Source organism: Sphingobacterium corticibacter, assembly GCF_003076635.1.
Lineage (GTDB): Bacteria > Bacteroidota > Bacteroidia > Sphingobacteriales > Sphingobacteriaceae > Sphingobacterium > Sphingobacterium corticibacter.
Genome location: NZ_QDKG01000001.1, coordinates 475,608 through 495,052, shown reverse-complemented (window position 1 = coordinate 495,052; position 19,445 = coordinate 475,608). Strand labels below are relative to the sequence as shown.

At 42.4% G+C, this 19,445-nt stretch carries 16 protein-coding genes; 6 read left to right on the top strand and 10 right to left on the bottom strand.

Annotation, left to right across the window (positions count from 1 at the left end; translation table 11 throughout):
• Positions 1-47: 47 nt before the first annotated feature.
• The 5 genes from DC487_RS02170 to DC487_RS02150 form a co-directional block, all read right to left on the bottom strand.
• Entirely contained in the window at positions 48-3,140 is a 3,093-nt protein-coding gene (locus DC487_RS02170) for an efflux RND transporter permease subunit (RefSeq protein ID WP_116774310.1), read from the bottom strand.
• A 9-nt stretch (positions 3,141-3,149) separates the two neighbouring features.
• Positions 3,150-4,253 (bottom strand): efflux RND transporter periplasmic adaptor subunit, encoded by a 1,104-nt coding sequence (locus tag DC487_RS02165; protein ID WP_165798999.1) that lies wholly within the window; start codon positions 4,251-4,253, stop codon positions 3,150-3,152.
• Positions 4,254-4,257: 4 nt separating this feature from the next.
• A complete protein-coding gene (locus DC487_RS02160; protein ID WP_116774308.1) occupies positions 4,258-5,496 on the bottom strand; it encodes a TolC family protein in 1,239 nt (412 codons plus the stop codon).
• A 117-nt stretch (positions 5,497-5,613) separates the two neighbouring features.
• The gene (locus DC487_RS02155) at positions 5,614-6,957 is read right to left on the bottom strand and encodes a sensor histidine kinase (RefSeq protein ID WP_116774307.1); all 1,344 of its coding nucleotides are present in this window, start codon (positions 6,955-6,957) and stop codon (positions 5,614-5,616) included.
• Positions 6,958-6,961: 4 nt separating this feature from the next.
• Complete coding sequence (locus DC487_RS02150; protein ID WP_116774306.1) at positions 6,962-7,645, bottom strand: response regulator transcription factor; 684 nt, start codon at positions 7,643-7,645, stop codon at positions 6,962-6,964.
• Between the two features lie 195 nt (positions 7,646-7,840).
• Between DC487_RS02150 and DC487_RS02145 the strand changes: the two genes are divergently transcribed.
• The 5 genes from DC487_RS02145 to DC487_RS02125 all read left to right on the top strand — a co-directional run bounded on the left by DC487_RS02145 (position 7,841) and on the right by DC487_RS02125 (position 10,434).
• Positions 7,841-8,413 carry a Crp/Fnr family transcriptional regulator gene (locus DC487_RS02145; protein WP_116774305.1) on the top strand — a complete coding sequence of 191 codons (573 nt, stop codon included), beginning with the start codon at positions 7,841-7,843 and terminating at the stop codon, positions 8,411-8,413.
• Between the two features lie 66 nt (positions 8,414-8,479).
• Positions 8,480-8,899 (top strand): RidA family protein, encoded by a 420-nt coding sequence (locus DC487_RS02140; protein ID WP_116774304.1) that lies wholly within the window; start codon positions 8,480-8,482, stop codon positions 8,897-8,899.
• Positions 8,900-8,942: 43 nt separating this feature from the next.
• Entirely contained in the window at positions 8,943-9,407 is a 465-nt protein-coding gene (locus tag DC487_RS02135) for a VOC family protein (protein ID WP_116774303.1), read from the top strand.
• A 51-nt stretch (positions 9,408-9,458) separates the two neighbouring features.
• Positions 9,459-9,995, top strand: a complete 537-nt coding sequence (locus DC487_RS02130; protein WP_133228327.1) for a hypothetical protein — start codon at positions 9,459-9,461, stop codon at positions 9,993-9,995.
• A 97-nt stretch (positions 9,996-10,092) separates the two neighbouring features.
• Complete coding sequence (locus DC487_RS02125) at positions 10,093-10,434, top strand: VOC family protein (protein ID WP_116774301.1); 342 nt, start codon at positions 10,093-10,095, stop codon at positions 10,432-10,434.
• Between the two features lie 28 nt (positions 10,435-10,462).
• On the opposite strand, the gene DC487_RS02120 is transcribed toward DC487_RS02125, so the two are convergent.
• The 5 genes from DC487_RS02120 to pheT form a co-directional block, all read right to left on the bottom strand.
• The gene (locus tag DC487_RS02120) at positions 10,463-11,671 is read right to left on the bottom strand and encodes an MFS transporter (protein ID WP_116774300.1); all 1,209 of its coding nucleotides are present in this window, start codon (positions 11,669-11,671) and stop codon (positions 10,463-10,465) included.
• Between the two features lie 149 nt (positions 11,672-11,820).
• On the bottom strand, positions 11,821-13,380 hold the full coding sequence (rny, locus tag DC487_RS02115; RefSeq protein ID WP_116774299.1) for a ribonuclease Y: 1,560 nt from the start codon (positions 13,378-13,380) through the stop codon (positions 11,821-11,823).
• A gap of 244 nt (positions 13,381-13,624) precedes the next feature.
• Positions 13,625-13,915 (bottom strand): cell division protein ZapA, encoded by a 291-nt coding sequence (locus DC487_RS02110; protein ID WP_066752987.1) that lies wholly within the window; start codon positions 13,913-13,915, stop codon positions 13,625-13,627.
• Between the two features lie 46 nt (positions 13,916-13,961).
• Complete coding sequence (locus tag DC487_RS02105; protein WP_116774298.1) at positions 13,962-14,267, bottom strand: hypothetical protein; 306 nt, start codon at positions 14,265-14,267, stop codon at positions 13,962-13,964.
• Positions 14,268-14,296: 29 nt separating this feature from the next.
• On the bottom strand, positions 14,297-16,693 hold the full coding sequence (pheT, locus tag DC487_RS02100; protein ID WP_116774297.1) for a phenylalanine--tRNA ligase subunit beta: 2,397 nt from the start codon (positions 16,691-16,693) through the stop codon (positions 14,297-14,299).
• 130 nt (positions 16,694-16,823) lie between these two features.
• Here pheT and DC487_RS02095 point away from each other — a divergent pair, with 130 nt between their 5' ends.
• Positions 16,824-19,439: a valine--tRNA ligase gene (locus tag DC487_RS02095; RefSeq protein WP_116774296.1), complete on the top strand. Its 2,616-nt coding sequence runs from the start codon at positions 16,824-16,826 to the stop codon at positions 19,437-19,439.
• Positions 19,440-19,445 lie beyond the last annotated feature (6 nt).

Sequence of the window (19,445 nt, the reverse complement as noted above, 5' to 3'; positions counted from 1 at the left end):
TTTTGTAATCAACTCAAAGATAGCAAAATCATTAGACATAGCCCGTTTTACCGGTGAGTTTTCCGATGCGCAAAATAGAAAACGACCGGTAAAATGGTGAACGAAAGAACAAGACATATTAATAAACCTCCTACGATCATAATTGCCAAAGGCTTTTGGATTTCAGATCCCATCCCTGTAGATAACGCGGCAGGAAGTAAACCCATGGAACCCATTAAAGCAATCATCACGACCGGACGAATACGACTACGCACTCCTTGCTGAATGGCTTCGATAAGACTGTATTTACGATTTAAATTATCTCGTATCACACCGATCAACACAATACCATCGATTGTGGCAACGCCAAATAAAATAATAAATCCTATTCCAGCTGAAATTCCAAAGATGGTACCGGTAACCCATAGCGAGATAAAACCACCAATAAATGCAAATGGCAAAGTCAACGCGGCCACCGCAGTATCCGTAAAATTTCCAAAGTTGAAGTACAGTAACAATAAGATAAGCACTAGTGATACAGGCACCACTAATCCCAATTGTTGCGCGGCGCGCTCTTTACTTTCAAACTCACCAGCCCATTCCATATGATTTTCTTTCGGCAATTTCACCTCATTCGCCACAACGCGTTTGGCATCTTCGATGGTGCTACCCAGATCGCGCCCTTCAATGCTAAACCCGACACCGATGTAGCGACTATTGCCTTCTCGGTAAATAAATGCCGGACCAGTATGATAATCTACCGTCGCAATCTCTTGCAGCGGAATACTTTGATCGTTACTGGTCGGAATCAAGATGTTGCGAATTTTTTCTGGTGTATCACGATAGCCTTCTTCAAAACGCAATACCACATCGAACTGCCGATCTCCTTCGTAGAATTTGGTGGCTGCCTGTCCACCAATGGTCATCGCAATCACCGCTTGTACATCATCGGTAAACACACCATATTTGGCCATTTCGGAATCGTGCAGCTGTATACGCAACTCTGGCTGTCCAATGTTTTTGTACACGTTGATATCCGTTATGCCTTGTACCTTTTCGATCGAAGCAGCAACCTGATTGGCATAGCTTTCCAAGTCATTCAGATCATCACCGAAGATTTTGATCACCAACGAACTTTTCACGCCGGCGACATATTCTTCCACATTATCTTGAATCGGTTGGCTAAAGCCAAAATTAATTCCGGGATATCGGTTGAGTTTTTCGCGTAGATCTTGAATGATCTGTTCTTTGGATACGCCTCGGTCCCACTCTCCTTCATCCTTCAGTTGCACGTTGAATTCTATATTGAAGAATCCGGTTGGATCGGTACCATCATTGGGTCTACCCGTTTGCGTCAAGATAAAGTCGATCGCATTACTGCTTTCGCGCATCATCTGTTTCATCTCTTTGGTCAAGCGCGTAGATTCTTTGAGACTAATGCTATTTGGCAGTGTTGCCCGGATATATATCGCACCTTCGTTCAGCTGTGGCAAAAATTCGGATCCGTAATGCATAAACTTCAACACACAAATGCTCAAGATACCAATAAATATAGCAATAGTAGCCCTTTTATAGCGAAATGCTGCGGCATACATGCCATAGATATTTCGTTGGAAAAAGCGCGTAATTGCATTTTCTTTCTCCTCTATATCTTTCGTAAATAATAACTTACACATGGCAGGCACGTAGGTCAAGCTCAATAGCAAAGAACCAAAGAGTGCGTATCCCAATGTAAATGCTAAAGGCGAAAACATCTTGCCTTCTACTTTTTGGAAAGAGAAAATGGGAAGCAAGGCTACGATCAAAATCAGCAAAGCAAAGAAAATATAGGACGCCACGCTACCGGCGCTTTTCTTAATAATTCCCATTTTGCTCATTTTGGCAAATCGTTCTTTGCCCACTTGGTGTGACACCGTTGCCAATGCCACAAATACCGTTTCTACAATCACCAGCGTACCTTCCAGCAAGAGTCCAAAATCCAACGATCCCATCGAAATCAGATTGGCCGGCAATCCTTGGATTTTGAGCATGATGATGGCAAACAAGAACGCCAGAGGAATCACGGAGGCCACAATAAACGTTGATTTCCAATTGTACAAGAAAATAAATACGATCAGTGAAACCAATAAGACGCCTTCAATCAGGTTTCGTGATACCGTATTTACGGTATTATCGACCAGTTTGGTTCGGTCTATGACCGTTTCCAATTTTACGTTTTCTGGCAGGATTCGCGTATTGAGTTCTTCGATCTTGGTTTTCAATCGTTCGATAACTTCATTCGGATTCTCACCACGCAACATAATGACAATACCCTGAACCAAGTCATCTTCGTCATTATAGCCCACTTGTCCTAATCGAGGTTTGTTTGAAATCACGACCTCGGCTACGTTTTTGATTAATACAGGGGTAGATCGATTGAGTTTTATAGTGATATTACCAATATCTTCGATCTTATCTAGAAGTCCAACACCGCGCACCACATAGGCTTGATCGCCTTGCTGGATCACATCACCACCCACATTAATATTAGAGCGTGCTACTGCTTCGTACACATCCAGTGGGGATAGATCAAAGTTTTTTAATTCGGTGGGATTGATCTTGATTTCATAGATCTTCTCTTCACCTCCAAAACTCACAATATCCGCTACACCGGATACGCTTAAAAGCTCTCTTTCAATCACCCAATCTTGGATGGCCGAAACCTCTTTGATCGGTAGATCGCTTTTGATGACATAGCGAAATATCTCGCCGGTGGCACCAGAAGGCGGTTCAATCTCTGCATCTACATCGTCCGGCAGATTGACACCATTGAGCTTATTGGCCACATACTGCTGCGCATAAAAATCATCCACCCCATCTTCAAACTGCACAGTAACGACTGAAAGTCCAAACAAAGAAATCGAGCGAATATGCGATTTTTTGGGAATACTATTCATCTCTTTCGAGATAGGCAAAGTCACCAATTTTTCCATCTCCTCTGCACTTCGGCCAGGCCATTGCGTGATGATGCGCGCACGTGTATTCGTGACGTCGGGAAAAGCTTCTATTGGTGTATGGCGCAATGCGTAGACACCTGCAAAAAGCAGTAGCATCGTGCCAAATAAAACAAGTGTGGTGTTACGCAGTGAAAAGGTAACTATTTGTTGTACGAACTTTTTCATGGGTAACTTTTATTTTAGCTGTTCGAAGATCAATAAGGCATTTGATCCAATTACTTTTTCATCTGGTGCAAATCGCTCCTTCACGTAAGTATATTCTTCATTGCTAGCAATTTGCGTGATCTGCCGCACTTCAAGTTGGCAATCACCTTTGTAAATCACCACGTATTCTTTATTGTTGCTAAAAACCTTGGCGGCATTCGGAATGGCAAACGCTTTTTCGGCTGAACTCTTGCGATCAATGATGATATCAGCACTAAGTCCCGGCATCAGATTTAGGTTTTGATTTTCCAACACGACGCGTGCTTTTAGGACATGTTCTTCATTATCAAACACATGATAAATCTTATCAATTTTGCCTGTATATAATTGATCGGGATATGCTACGGTACGCACTTTTACGGCATCGCCGGTATTGACGAAACGTAGATTGCGCGCGTAAATATTGACCATCACCCATACTTGTTTCAAGTTTGATATGGAAAAAAGTGGTTCATTGTCTTCCGTAATACTTTGTCCCGCACTAATCGCCTTTTGTATGATGTAGCCATCCTTCGGTGCCAGAATCTGAAAAGTCCCAGATCCTTCCGCTCTAAAAAGCTGCAACGATTGTGTTACGCGATCCAACTCAATACGTGCTGTAGCCAATTCGTTTTCCACTTCCAAGACTTCGGGCTTAGAGGCAAGACCATCCTCCAACAGTTCTTGTTTAGTCTGCAACTGATTTTTAAGCAATTGAATCTGACTTTGCAAGGAACGACGCTGCTGCACCAAATCTTGGATATCATTGGATTTGACAGTAGCAAGTACTTGCCCTTTGCGTACAAAATCTCCCAACTCAAACCGTACCTGATCTACCGTTCCGACCAGTAAACTTTGAAAGGCGACCAAGTCATTTTCATTGTACGCTATCTTTCCAGAAAGTGCCAATTGCTCAGTTACCGGGCGCTCTAGCACTTCCAGAATAGCGGTGCTGCCACGCAGTTGTTCGTTGAGGCAATACGACTGCGTCGAATCTGGCATTTGCTCATTTTCTCCATTGGTACTTGTAGTCGATCCACAAGCAGAAAGAGCCATACTGGCCAAAATTAAGTAGTGCGTGATGTGCTTATTCATGGTGCTAAAAGTCATTGCCGACGACAAATTGTAATTCTTCGTATGTGTTTAAATAATTTTTCTGTATCTCCAACATCGATTGGTACGATGCGCGCCAAGCTTGCGTAAAGTCAATAAATTCGAGCAGGGTAATTTGCTTGGAAAGCATGTTTTTATGATAATTTTCTAACATTTTGCTTTCTGCCTCTACATCCATGGCAGACCAGCGATCGAGCGTTTGTCGGTATTGCACCAACTGTGCGGTGAGACTTGTTAGCCGTGTATCCAAAGCGATTTCAATCGCGGAGCGATTGGCACGCTGCTCTTCAATCTGATATTGAGCCACCTTGATATTGCCCTTATTCCGATTGAATATGGGGAGATCCATACTCACACCCAATCCAAAGAAATCTTGCATAATATTTCCACCGCGATCGTAGTTTATCCCAACAGTAAGATCTGGTTTTCTATTAGCTAACTCGAGCTCCAGCTCTTTATCAGCTATTAGAAGTTGATTTTGTTGTTTCTTGATGCCTAAGTTATTTTCAAAGGCCATAGCTCGCGTGTCTAAAGGCACGCTGCGGTTGAGCCGCTGTGGCATATCGGCAAATGAGAGTTGCTGGATGCTCATACCGGGCATACTGGTCAATGCTTGAATCACCCCGATTGCCTCGATCAATTCAGCTTGCAAATCCACTTGCTCTTTTTCCATCGTGACTAGCTCGGACTGCACGCGCAACCAATCTGCTTTCGAAATATTTTGACTGGCTGCCTGCTTTTTAAACGTTTCGCTTAGGTTGGCAAACACGGTCACTGACTCTTGCAGCTTACCGAGATCATGGTTGATTACGTATAACTCATCGTAGGCTTGTCGCAGGTCTTTGCGCAACTCACGCATCACCTCTTCGTATTCAAATACGGCATTATTCTTTTCGAGCGAACGAATCGCTACGCGTTTTTTTCGTTTGCCTGCCGTCTCAATCAATTGCTCCAGATCTATTGCAAATTGTTGCGTGCGGCCGTAATTGCCAAATAGCCGAGCAAACTGCTCACTGGTGCGATTGCTCCAAAGATTGACCTCGCTGATACTTAGTGTGGGATTGTCCCACAGCTTTTCCTGCACGATCTCGGCATCCGCCTGATTGACTTGGAATCGCGAGGCAATCAGCATATAATTGTTCTGCAAAAAAGCAGCCTCCAACTCCTCCAAAGAAAAGGTTTGAGCTCGCCCGACTTGCGAAAAGAGTATGCCGGATAAGAGCATGATGTATAATGTTTTCAAGACCTAATACCAATTTGTAAAGTCTCAAAAGTACGTGGCGAAGATTAAGCTTATTTCTGATTAAGATTAGAATTTGATTAGAAATGCTATGCGGAAGCGTTAATTTTTGGAAAACAGCAAAGTAACTGTCGTGCCGGCCTGTCCAGAAGCAATATTCATCTGTATACCATGCAAAGAAAAGACAATACTCGCCATGGATAATCCTATCCCTTTTCCTTGATAGGCAGCCGTGTTTTGCCCGCGAAAGAAGTTTTGTGTGGCGCGCTCCAAATCCTCTTTTGGAATACCAATACCATGATCTACGATCCGAATACTTAGTTGGCCATTATTTTCATGTAGCGATAAATAAACCGTCTGGTTGTCGGAATATTTAATGGCATTTTCGACGAGGTTATTTATAGCCAGCTCTAGCAATTTGTCATTGCCATTCATCTCCAAAAATCGATTATCCTGCACATCCATGTAGACTTCGATCTGAGCATTGTGATACATCGTGGCATGCTCTACCACTTCCCAGAGCACTTCGTCAATGCGCATAGGCGCAAAGTCAAAATTAGTTTTAGCACCCGTAAGCAACATCATGTGATCTAAGGTAGATTGCAAATCTTGAATGTATTCATCCAGCTGCTTGACCATCGTTTTGTATTCGTCGACAGATCTTTCTTTTTGATTGGTCACCTCCAGTGTGCCCAATAATGCAGCAATCGGTGTACGCAGCTCATGCGATACGTAATCAATGAAGTTTTTTTGAATATTAAAGGTTTGACTAATCCGTTTGATGAAACGGTTATAGCTGTGGATCAATTCGTCGACCTCTTCGTAGCTCCGATCAATCGTTATCGGTACCGTTAGGTTTTGATGATCGCGGGTATTAACCTGTTCGATGATTCGCAAAATAGGTTCGTAAGCAATTTTACCAAGCCATCGCGAAAACAATAAAATAATCAGTAAGCTCGATAAGAAAACCGCGCTAAGGATTCCCAAAAGCACGTACATCAACTCGTTAAAACTTTCCTTGCTACTCCGTGTAAACACCACAAAATCGCCTTGATTATCATGGTAATGAATACCCGCATAAAAGTCGGTTTTTGATTCAAACACATAATAGTCATCTGCTCGAGTCTTGGCCAAAACAGCTGGAGAAAGCAGCACGTCCTGTTCCATCCGCCCGTATGCTTGCTTGTCGGTACTATCATAGACCGCAATGTTGGTCGTAGAAATCAATCGTTGCAACTCATTTTGCACACTAACGTGCTCCGCATGCGTTTGCTCATCTTTCTCTAGATAATATACGGCAGATACTAAGGTCGTATTTTGGAGATTTTTATATTCATTTTGCTGCGCCCATCTATAAAATAAGGTATAAATGATCACCGAGGTAAATACAAATAATACGCTAAAGATAACCAAGGAATAATATGAAAGGCGCGATCTAAGCTTCATACAATCAAAGATTGGAACTTTTGAACATATAGCCGATACCTTTCACCGTGTAGATGTATTTGAGATCGGCTGTTTCCAACTTGTTTCGAAGATAAGATATGTATACGTCTACCACATTGGTCTGATTGTCGAAATGGATGTTCCACACCGCATTTAATATTTGTAAACGACTCAAAGCCATATTCTTGTGATCGACCAAATATTTGAACAGCTTAAATTCGCGAGGCGAAAGCTCAATGGCTACTCCGTTTCTACTTACTTGATATTGATGCAGATCAATCTGCAAATCGGCAATTTCAATTATGTTAGAGCGTGGTGCGAGCTGTTGACCATGGCGCCGGGTCAAGGCGTGAATTCGAGAAAGCAATTCGGCAAAATGAAACGGTTTCGTCATGTAATCATCAGCACCAGAATCCAACGCCGACACTTTGTCGTTCACAGTTTGCAAGGCGCTCAACATCAACACCGGTACAAGGTTCTTTTTGTAGCGAAGCGATTGCACTAATTGAATGCCATCCATCTTGGGCAACATCACGTCTACGATCATCAAATCCCACGACATCTCGATATAATGATCGAGTACTTCCTCCGCATTTTTGGATAGCGTGACCGAATAGCCCACTTCTTCCAATCCCTTTATCAGAAAGCTGCTTATACGATTATCATCTTCTACTAGTAAGATTTGCATAGAAATGGATTGGATTGAATCTCAACGACCGAGAACTGTTGCCTACAAACCCCAACAAATCCTATCGGGCTATGCACGAAGATAATAAAAACGGACTGAAATAATACTTATGCGCAAAAGCAGTATCGTGGATTGACAGCGGAGAGGGATATCAGGCGGATATCATTTATCTTTGTACATCCTATTCAACATTGAATGAACACTTTCATCGAACAAGTAGAACGTTATCAGAAGCTTTCGACAGAAAGTAGCAATGCTTTTCTAGAAATCTGCGTGAATCAGGATATAAAAAAAGGTGCTTTTTTGCAATTGGCGGATGAGCCTGCGAAATACATCTATTTCATCGTGAAAGGTCTGGTAGGATACTATACAACAACCAAAAATGGTGATGTGTGCTATAAAATGTTTTTTGCAGAGAATAGTTTTGTAGCATCTACGGCAGCCATGATCAGTCATTTGCCCAGCCAATTTGCGATTGTGGCTCTCGAGGATTGCAGCGTCATCAGATATCCAGTGGACGGTTTTAAACAACTTTGCAATACCTATCATGACATCGCATTATTTCATATGCATTATCTGGAAATCAATTGGGTATTGAAAAAAGAACCCTTGGAAATCGCGCTACGGCATGAAACTGCGAAAGAGCGGTTTTTAAAATTAAGCACTGATTTGCCTATGTACGCGCGGTTGAAAAAGCACCATATCGCTTCCTATCTTGGGATCACGCCGACACAACTAAGCCGTGTCATCAAAGAGTTGAAAAGTTAAAATCTCAACATTTGTATAGGTTTTTGTAGGCGCTACTTGCCACATTTGTCTTAAAACACAAACGTGATGAATAAGAAAAATAGACACACTATCAACCCGACAGATCTCTTTGATCCGACTCCCTATGGATTTGCGCACAGTATTAAAGTAACAAATCCAACATCGATATGCTTCGTATCTGGACAAAGCGGAGGTGTCGGACTAGATCATAAACTTTCGCCAGATTTTAGAACTCAGGTGCAGGTTGCGCTTCAAAACTTGAGATTGCAATTGGAGATACAATCCATGGAATTGGCCGATGTGGTCAAGATTACCTTATTGATCGTAGATCACAATTTAGACAAACTGGCGATTTGGAGCGAAGAAGCTACTAACGTTTGGAAAGCGACTGCACTACCTACCAGCACACTTATCCCAGTACAACAATTGGCTTTGCCAGGCATGCTATTTGAAATCGATGCCATTGCTCAAAAAGGTAGTGAGTAATCTAAAGTTTGAAAAAATAAATCACCTATAGTATATTTGAAACATGATTAAAGGCATATACGAAACACACGTCCAAGTAAGCAATTTGGAGAATGCCATCGCCTTCTACACGCAGGTATTGAAGTTAACAGTTGGTCATCTGGATGAACAGCGTCGAATTGCTTTTCTATACATGCCCGGGAATGATAAAACCAGTATGTTAGGACTTTGGGAAGAAACCGTAAACTTACAAACACGTCATTTTGCATTCCATTGCGAAAAAGATTTCATACTTAATCAAGCGGTCGATTTTTTACAAGAGAATCAGCTATTGCCTTACAATTTTTTGAAGGATGGATCAGTACAACCCATGGTTTTTTGTTGGATGCCAGCCCTAGCGATTTATTTCAACGATCCTGATGGCAATCAATTGGAATTTTTGTCTTTATTAGAAGGCGATCCTCAGCCAAGCTTAGGCGTGTTGTCTTATGATGACTGGACGGCAAAATCTACAAATTCCGAAAGGTAAACTTCGATTGCACTCAAGCATTACCTATATTTTTTAACACAAATACATACTATGAGATTTACACACTGGCTATTCCTTACTACGCTTGTTTTCGCGCTACTACTAAGCTGTAACCGCCCTTCACCCGACCAATTCTTTCAAACCACGGTTTTAAACACCAATATTCTGAACGAATTTGGTTCCGAACGATTTACCAAATCGCTGATGGATGAAACAATCGAGTTCCCAGATATGCCTAGCAGTAAGAAAAATGGTGATGAGGCACAGCAGGTGGTCCAAGTGAAGATCGCCTATCTCGAACAGACCATTAAAAAAATAGAAGATAGTACGCCTCCTGATGAAGACGGAGAAGGGCTTAAAGAAAAGGCATTAGATCTTTTTAAATTTGTATTACCTGTGTACCAAAAAGAATACTTGGAATTGGCTGCTATGTGTGACAAGAAACAGCCCGAAAGTGAAATCGTTAAGGCTTCAGAAAACATAATACAAGCTTATGCACCTGCATTTGAAGACAAGTATGTTTCACTTATTGAGCTCGGACAACAGTATGCCGAGAAACACGATATCAATGCCTCATTTGGCAATTAGGTAACGTATGTATCCCGACCTAGTAATTTGATTTAAGAATTGCTTGTCGGGATACTTTTTAAATCAGCAAATCACCCATTTGTAATCCCCTCATAACATGACAAATAATCACATAAACTATGTTGAATTCAGGGCTAAAGACTTACAGGCCATCAAAGAGTTTTATACCAAAGCGTTCGAATGGAATTTTACAGATTATGGGCCTAATTATGTGGCTTTTGCAGGAAGTGGCTTAGATGGCGGTTTCGAAAAATCAGACGAAGCAGTAGTCAATGGCGCACTCATCGTACTGTATCACGAAGATCTGACTACGGCAAAGAAAAATGTTCTTGACGCCAATGGGGTTATTACGAAGGACATATTTTCCTTTCCAGGCGGACATCGCTTTCAGTTTACAGATCCATCAGGAAACGAACTAGCCGTATGGTCTGATCAATAAAAAAATGAACCTATTACAGTTGTCCTTCCTACTGCAGCCCTGCTCCTACTCTTTTACTGAATAGTAAATGTGCCACCATGCCCAAAAGACCAAATAGTACACCAACCGCACAAACGCCGTCCCATTGTGCGTATTGCCAAGCAATAGAAGCCAACCATGTGCCTAAAGATCCTCCTATGAAATAAGAAACCATATACACTGTATTAAGCCGATTAACAGCATCTAATTTTAATGCGAAGTAACTGGTTTGATTCATAATATGGCTTGCCTGTACACCTAAATCCACCAATACTACGCCAGCAATAAGCCCCCAATAGGTTGCGCCAGCAAAGTAAGTAAATCCCCAGCTACCGATCAGCACAAGCAAAGAATAGAATATGGTTCGATTTGTGCCCAAATAACTTTGGACTTTTCCTACTTTGGCTGCCGCCAAAGCACCTGCTGCTCCAGCCAGTCCAAAACTACCAACAACAGAAGCGCCAACGTTAAATGGAGGCTGCTCCATATGAAATACTAAGGTGGTAAATAGTGCTGACATAGAACCAAAGGCCATTGCACCCCGAAAAGAGGCTAACTGCAAGACTGGTTGCGTCTTCGCCAATCGAGCTAGGGATAACATGAGTTGCTTGTAACTTCCCGAAAAGTTAGGATGCATTTCGGGTAGCATCTTATAAACAATAATCCAAACAAATACCATCAGGCCTGCTGCGATACCAAACATAGAACGCCAACCCCACAATTCGCCTACGATACCTCCAAAAAAGCGTGACAAAAGAATTCCCAATAATAAGCCAGACATCACTAATCCAATATTAGCCGACTTTTCTTGATCACTGGAAAGCTGTGCAGCGATGGGCACAAACAGCTGCGGAATGACCGAAGTAGCTCCAATTAGCAGACTGGCGGCATAGAGCATCCATAATTCACGTGCAAAAGTCATCCATAATAAGGCGGCAATGACTAAAATTAAATCGATAAGAATAAGTCTTTTTCGTAAGAGCTTGTCACCCAAAGGCACGACTAATAGCAATCCTAATGCATATCCTATCTGAGTAAGTACCGATATTTTTCCGGCCGCACTCTCCGAAACACGTAGCTCGTCAGCAATAAGAGCCAATAATGGCTGATTGTAGTAATTATTTGCTACGACAAGTCCCGAAATAATAGCCATCAGCCAGACTAGCGTACGTGATAAGCTGCTAGTTGTACTTTCAGATTTCAGACTAGATTCATTCATCACTTAAATCAAATATTATTTTAAAAAACAATTATTAAACTTTCAAAGATAGTACTTTCAAGCAGAGGTAAAAAATAAGGCGGACCCGATATAGGTCTGCCTTATTGATATTTAAAATACAGGCAACGTGACAAAACGTTGCGACGGATTTATTTTGCGAATGATACTGATCTAGTTTCTCGAATCACCGTTACTTTGATCTGACCTGGATAGGTCATCTCCGTTTGGATACGGTTAGAAATATCTGCTGCCAAGATCTCGGCATCGGTATCGTTTACTTTTTCACTTTCTACCACTACGCGCAATTCACGACCAGCTTGTATCGCAAATGTTTTTTCTACACCTGGGTAAGAAAGTGCCAGATCTTCCAGTTCTTTTAATCGCTTAATGTAGCTTTCTACTACTTCTCTACGTGCGCCAGGGCGAGCACCAGAAATCGCGTCACAAGCTTGAATAATCGGAGAGATCATGGAAGTCATCTCGATCTCGTCGTGGTGAGCTCCGATCGCATTACATACTTCTGGATGTTCTTTATATTTCTCAGCCAATTGCATACCCAAGATCGCGTGTGGCAGTTCTGGATTATCATCTGGCACTTTACCAATATCATGTAATAGGCCGGCACGTTTAGCATGCTTCACGTTCAAGCCTAATTCTGCCGCCATTGTAGCAGCAAAATTTGCTACCTCGCGCGAGTGTTGCAGCAAGTTTTGTCCATACGATGAGCGGTAGCGCATCCGGCCGACCATACGGATCAATTCTGGATGCAATCCATGAATTCCTAAGTCAATAGCGGTACGTTCGCCAATTTCTACAATTTCATCTTCAATTTGAGATCGCGTTTTTGCCACCACTTCTTCGATACGCGCAGGGTGAATACGACCATCCGTTACCAAACGGTGTAGGGATAAACGCGCAATTTCGCGACGAACTGGATCGAATCCAGAAAGGATAATTGCTTCAGGCGTATCGTCCACAATGATTTCTACTCCTGTTGCTGCTTCCAAAGCACGGATATTACGACCTTCACGGCCAATAATGCGTCCTTTTACCTCGTCATTTTCAATATTGAAAATCGATACGGTATTCTCAATCGCAGATTCGGTAGCCGTACGTTGGATGGTTTGAATCACCACTTTTTTCGCCTCTTTAGATGCCGTTAATTTGGCCTCATCTACGATATCTTTGATTTGTATCATTGCTTGCGAACGCGCTTCTTCGCGCAGTGAGCTCACCAACTGTTCTTTGGCTTCATCGGCAGTCAATCCAGCGATGGTTTCCAACTGTTTGATGTGTTGATTCTTCAACGCTTCTACTTCTTCGCGCTTTTTGTCATTGATCTCGATCATTTGCTCCAGCTTTTTGCCACGGGCTTCGAGCTCTTGCTTATCACGATTAGCATTTTCTAGCTTTTGGTTGAGCGACTGCTCTTTTTGTTTGATGGAGTTCTCTTTCTGAGCAACGGTGTTATTACGTTGGCTTACTTCTTTTTCGTGTTCAGCTTTTAATTGTAAAAACTTTTCTTTCGCTTCTAGCTGACGTTGTTTTTTGACGTGTTCCGCTTGCTTCTCGGCTTCCTTTACAATACTTTCTGCCTTTTCATGGGCAGTCTGCTCTTGCTTCTTGAGCAGCATCTGCAACAGGTATCGTCCGATTACGATGCCTATTACCAGCGATATGATGATGGATATAGTAATAGATATGTACATTTTATATAGAGTAAATAATTAAAAATCAGTCAAAAAAAAACCGCAATTAAAAACCAGGTCTCATGTATTATTAAACTTCGAATTCACATGATTTGAGCGTATGATCATGACCCAGATGGCTTTCGCAAAATGGCCTACATCTTGTTTTGCTCGTGATATTGAAGCGTTAAGTTTAAAATAGTGACAACCCGAATTTAACTGCGGCAAATTCGTTGTTTTAAGCCCGTAAATAAAGAACGTATTTCTATTTATTAAAAAAATCGGTCAACAGTTTGTCCAATTCGTGTACAGATTGTTCAATGCCTTGACCTTGATCCTGCGCATTGCGTTCTGCTTTGATCATCCCGGTAGCGTATTGCAGCACACACATGGAGAGCAAATCTTGTTTATCACGAACTGCATAATTGTCTTGCAATTCTTTTATTTTTTCGTTTATCAATTTCGCAGCGTAACGTATCACCTCTTCTTCTTCCGTCTCTACGCGCAACGGATACACCCGGTCTGCGATATTTATCTTTATGGAAATATCTCCCATTTCTTTGAGCTTAAAAATGTATGCTATCCATGCTGGTTGCCTTTGGCTACTTCAGCAGATTGATACATTTATCTATTTCACGGACAAAATCGTTAATTTTTTGTTTCGTGTCAAGTACTTTTTCACTTATTGCCGCATCTGCCTCAGAATTTTCAAAGGATTTAGCGACCGCCAACGCTTTCACTCTCTCCTCTAATTGTTTCACCTTTTCTGAGCTTGTACCAAGCGCTACTTGAAGAGATTGAACCTCCAACTTCAACAAGTCATTTTCCTCTTGGTATGCTTCACACAATTGAATTAAATTTGTCGCCTTCTCGACGATAAGATCCATTTGCGCAGATAAAGAAGCCATATTTTGCGATTATATCAAATGTTTTTCACTTAGCGCACCTCAGCGCCAACTTCCTTCTCAAAGTTAACAATTAATTTTTGAATTACGCCATCAATTTGTTTATCCGTTAGCGTCTGATTTTCATCCTGAAGGGTGAAACTAAGCGCATAGGATTTCTTTCCGGCAGGCAATTTATCGCCTTTGTATACGTCAAAAATTGCCACCTCTTTCAATAATTTGCGATCGGTTTTTTGCGCGATCAAGCGAAGTTGTTCGAATGAAACCTTCTCGTCCAACAGCAAGGCCAGATCCCGACGTACCGCTGGGAACTTCGAAATCTCCTGAAACTTAATCGTCTGCTTCTTGATCATCTTCAACACCGCATCCCAGTCAAACTGCGCAAAGAAAACCGTCCGTTCTACATCGGCTTTCTTCAAATTTACTTTGGAAACTTCGCCGAATTCCACCAAGGTTTTTTCGCCTTTCTTGTAGCTCAATCCGTAATTGAAATACGAAGAACTACTCTCTTCGACGCGGATACCATCAATACGCAAACGTTTCAAAATACCATCGACGACCGCTTTGATGCCATAGAAATTGACCGGAGCAGCCGAATGATTCCATTGCTCAGCAGCCTGTCTTCCTGTGATCGTAATCGCTAAATGATATTTCTCTTGATATTTCTCCTGTACCAAATGGTAAGATTTTCCGAACTCGAATACTTTCAAGTCCGCGCTTTTTCGCTTCTGGTTGTAAGACACTGCCGTCAAGGCGGAGAACAACAAATTTTGACGCATGGTATCCAAATCCGTACTCAATGGATTCAATAACTTCACCGCCGTATCCACATTCTCAGCATATGCTTCCTTGCTCAACGAGTTAGACAAAATCTCCCGATAACCATTCGCGATCAGAAGATCAGCTACCTGATTCAAGATCACTTCACGATCTGGCTTTTGAACCGTATTTAGAGATGCTTTAATCTGTGTACCTAACTCTATATTGTTGTATCCGTAGATGCGTAGCACTTCTTCGATCACATCCACTTCACGCGTAACATCTACTTTGAATGGCGGAACAGCCACTTCTAAAAACTCTTCTGTCTCCCGCTCAATGCCAATACCTAAGGATTGGATGATTTCTCGGATATCCTCCTTCGGAATTTCTTTTCCGATCAACCGTTGTACACGGCTGTAAGCCACTTCAAAGCGGAAAGCTTCTACTGGCGCTGGATACAAATCTGTAATCACCGAAGAAACCTGTCCACCAGCTACTTCTTGGATCAACGCAGCGGCTTTCTTTAATGCAATTACCGGCATGTTAGGATCGGTACCACGCTCAAAACGAAACGAAGAATCTGTCTTTAAGCCATGGCGTTTAGCCGTTTTGCGCACGGTAACTGGATGAAAATACGCCGATTCTAGGAAAATATCCGATGTAGTTTCGGTCACACCCGATTTGGCTCCGCCGAATACACCAGCAATACACATCGGTTTTTCGGCATCCGCAATTACCAGATCTTCCGAAGACAATTTACGCTCTACCTCATCTAGCGTGATGAATAATTCATCTGCTTTTGCTTTGCGCACCACGATTTTGTTGCCCGCAATCTTGGCTTGATCGAAGGCATGCAAAGGTTGCCCTAGATCGTGTAATATATAATTCGTGACGTCGACCACATTATTGATCGGACGCACACCAATAGTTTGTAATTTTTCTTTCAACCAAGACGGAGATTCCGCCACGCTGATTCCGCTGATATTTACCCCGGCATAGCGCGGTGCATCTTCTGGCGAAAGCACTTCTACGGCGGTACCAGCAGCTTGCGATTCTTTGACCGATTCCGTATTGATTGGCTGCAAATCTTTGCGGAAATAAGCTGCCAAATCACGAGCAACACCTAAATGAGAGGCGGCATCGGCACGATTGGGTGTCAATCCGATTTCAAAACAGAAATCGTCCTCCATCTGGTAGAAATCCTTTACCAACAAACCGGGAACGGTTCCTTCTGGCAATTCGACAATACCGGCGTGAGATTTACCCAAACCAACTTCATCTTCACCACACAGCATCCCTTCGGATACTTCGCCGCGAATTTTTGATTTTGTAATCTTAAATGGCTCACCATTGCTCGGATGGCACACAGCTCCCGGAGGCGCCACGATTACTTTCAATCCAGCACGGCAGTTTGGCGCACCACATACAATTTGCAGTGGCTCTGCGGCTCCAACGTTTACCGTTGTAACTTGCAATTTATCGGCATTTGGATGACGCTCGCAGGTCAATACTTCACCAACTATTAATCCTTCCAATCCGCCTGGAATACTTTGCACCTTGTCTACCGCCTCTACCTCCAGACCAATATCAGTCAATACAAGAGATAGTTCGTCCGGCGTATAAGACGTGATATCGATAAAATTCTTAAGCCAATTATAGGAAATCTTCATGCTGATTCTTTTTTCGTGGTACAAATATAGAATTTTACGCTAAAATATGGAGTCTAGTTGTGTATTGTACGTCGCAAAAATCAAGATTAATCCGTATTTTTGTTCCTTTATTTTTTATGCATAATCAAAGATGAGTATAGCGAAAACATACAGTCCTAAAGAAGCCGAAAACAAATGGTATTCCCATTGGAAAGAGAATGGATTTTTCCGTTCAGTGCCCGATGGTAGAGAACCATACACCATTGTAATGCCACCTCCGAATGTGACTGGCGTGCTTCATATGGGACATATGTTGAACAATACTATTCAAGATGTATTGATTCGTAAAGCACGTATGCAAGGCAAAAATGCTTGTTGGGTACCCGGCACGGATCACGCTTCTATCGCAACAGAAGCAAAAGTTGTCGCGATGTTGAAAGAGAAAGGCATCAATAAAAAAGATATTTCTCGCGAAGAATTTTTGAACTACGCGTGGGAATGGAAAGAGAAATACGGTGGTATCATCCTCAAGCAATTGGAGAAACTGGGGGCATCCTGCGATTGGGAACGCACCAAATTCACGATGGATCCTGACTTATCAGAAGCCGTGTTGGATACGTTTATCAAATGGCACGAGAAAGGTTATATCTACCGTGGCGTGCGCATGGTCAACTGGGATCCGCAAGGAAAAACAGCCCTTTCGGATGAAGAAGTAATCCGCAAGGAAGTCAACCAAAAACTATACTATATCCGCTATCAGATCAAAGATAGTTCGGAATATATCGTCATCGCAACAACCCGCCCGGAAACTATTATGGCGGATTCGGCGATCTGTATCAACCCGAATGATGAGCGTTATGCACATTTGAAAGGAAAAACAGTGCTTGTGCCGATCATCAACCGCGAAATCCCCGTCATCTTCGACGGGTATGTAGAGATGGATTTTGGAACGGGCTGTCTGAAAGTGACGCCAGCACATGATCTCAATGATTATGAATTGGGACAAAAACACAACCTACCGGTGATCGACATCTTGAATGATGATGGCACGCTTAACGAAAAGGCGGAAATCTTCATCGGTGAGGATCGTTTTATCGCCCGTAAAAAGGTTGCAAAGCAACTCGAAGAGATTGGACAATTAGAGAAAGTAGAAGATTACGTTTCTCAAGTTGGTTTTTCCGAGCGTACAGACGCGGCAATCGAGCCAAAACTGTCGATGCAATGGTGGTTGAAGATGGAAAAACTATCGAAGCCCGCTTTAGATTACGTACAAGATGGCACGATCAACTTGATTCCAGATAAGTTCTTTACTTCCTACAAGCATTGGATGGAAAACGTGAAAGATTGGTGTATCTCGCGCCAGCTTTGGTGGGGACAGCGTATTCCAGCTTGGTACAACGATCGCAACGAATGGGTAATCTCTAAAACGGAGGAAGGCGCCAAAGAAGCGTTTGCGAAAGAAGGAAAATCAGCGGAAGGATTGCGCCAGGAAGACGATGTATTAGATACCTGGTTTTCATCTGCCTTGTGGCCGATGTCGGTATTTGACGGCGTTCGCAATCCGGATAATGCGGAGTTCCAATATTATTATCCGACCAATGATTTGGTGACGGCACCGGAGATTTTATTCTTCTGGGTAGCTCGCATGATTATCGCAGGCCATGATTACACGCAAAAACCTCCATTTCGCAATGTTTATTTGACCGGAATTGTACGCGATAAGCAAGGACGTAAAATGTCTAAATCATTAGGCAATTCGCCAGATCCAATCGAGTTGATGGAACAATATGGCACGGACGGCGTTCGTGTCGGTATGTTGTTGTCTTCGCCAGCGGGCAATGACTTAATGTTTGACGTATCGTATTGTGAGCAAGGACGAAATTTTGCCAATAAAGTATGGAATGCCTTCCGCTTGGTAAAAGGTTGGGAAACTACTGATAGCCCAGCGACTGATGCGCAAAAATTAGCCGCTAACTGGTTCGAAAACCGTTTCAATCAGGCTTTGGTAGAGATCGAAGATCACTTCGCACACTATCGCCTTTCTGATGCGTTGATGGCGACCTATAAATTGATTTGGGACGATTTCTGTGCTTGGTACTTAGAATTGGTAAAACCAGCGTATCAAGCACCGATTGAACGCGAAACACTCGATACGGTTAAAAGATTATTTGAACGTGTGTTGACGTTAGCACATCCTTTTATGCCATTCTTGACCGAAGAACTATGGCATGATGAGCTTTTTGGCGAGCGCACAGCAGAAGATTGTATCATCGTCGCTTCATACCCAGAAATGGGTGCAATTGATGAAACGATCATCAAAGAATTTGCTACGGTGCAGCAGATCATTTCAGAAGTGCGTAACATTCGCAATTCTAAAGGAATCTCGCCTAAAATTGGTTTGCCTTTAGCAATCAATGCTACACATATCAACTTCGAACGCTATAGCGAAAGCATTGTGAAGCTAGCAAACATTGAAGAATTGACTTTTGTAAAAGAGAAAATCAGCGGTGCAGTAAGTTTCTTAGCTGGTAAAGATGAGTGCTATGTCGCGTTAGAAAATAATATTGACATAGATGCCGAACGTGAGCGCATTACCAAAGAGATTGCCTATTTACAAGGCTTCCTGATTTCGGTAGATAAGAAATTGGGCAACGAACGCTTCATGCAAAATGCAAAACCAGAAGTGGTGGAGAATGAGCAAAACAAAAAATCGGATGCCATTGCCAAATTGCAAATTTTGGAAGATAGTTTGGCTAGTTTGGGATAAGGAGAG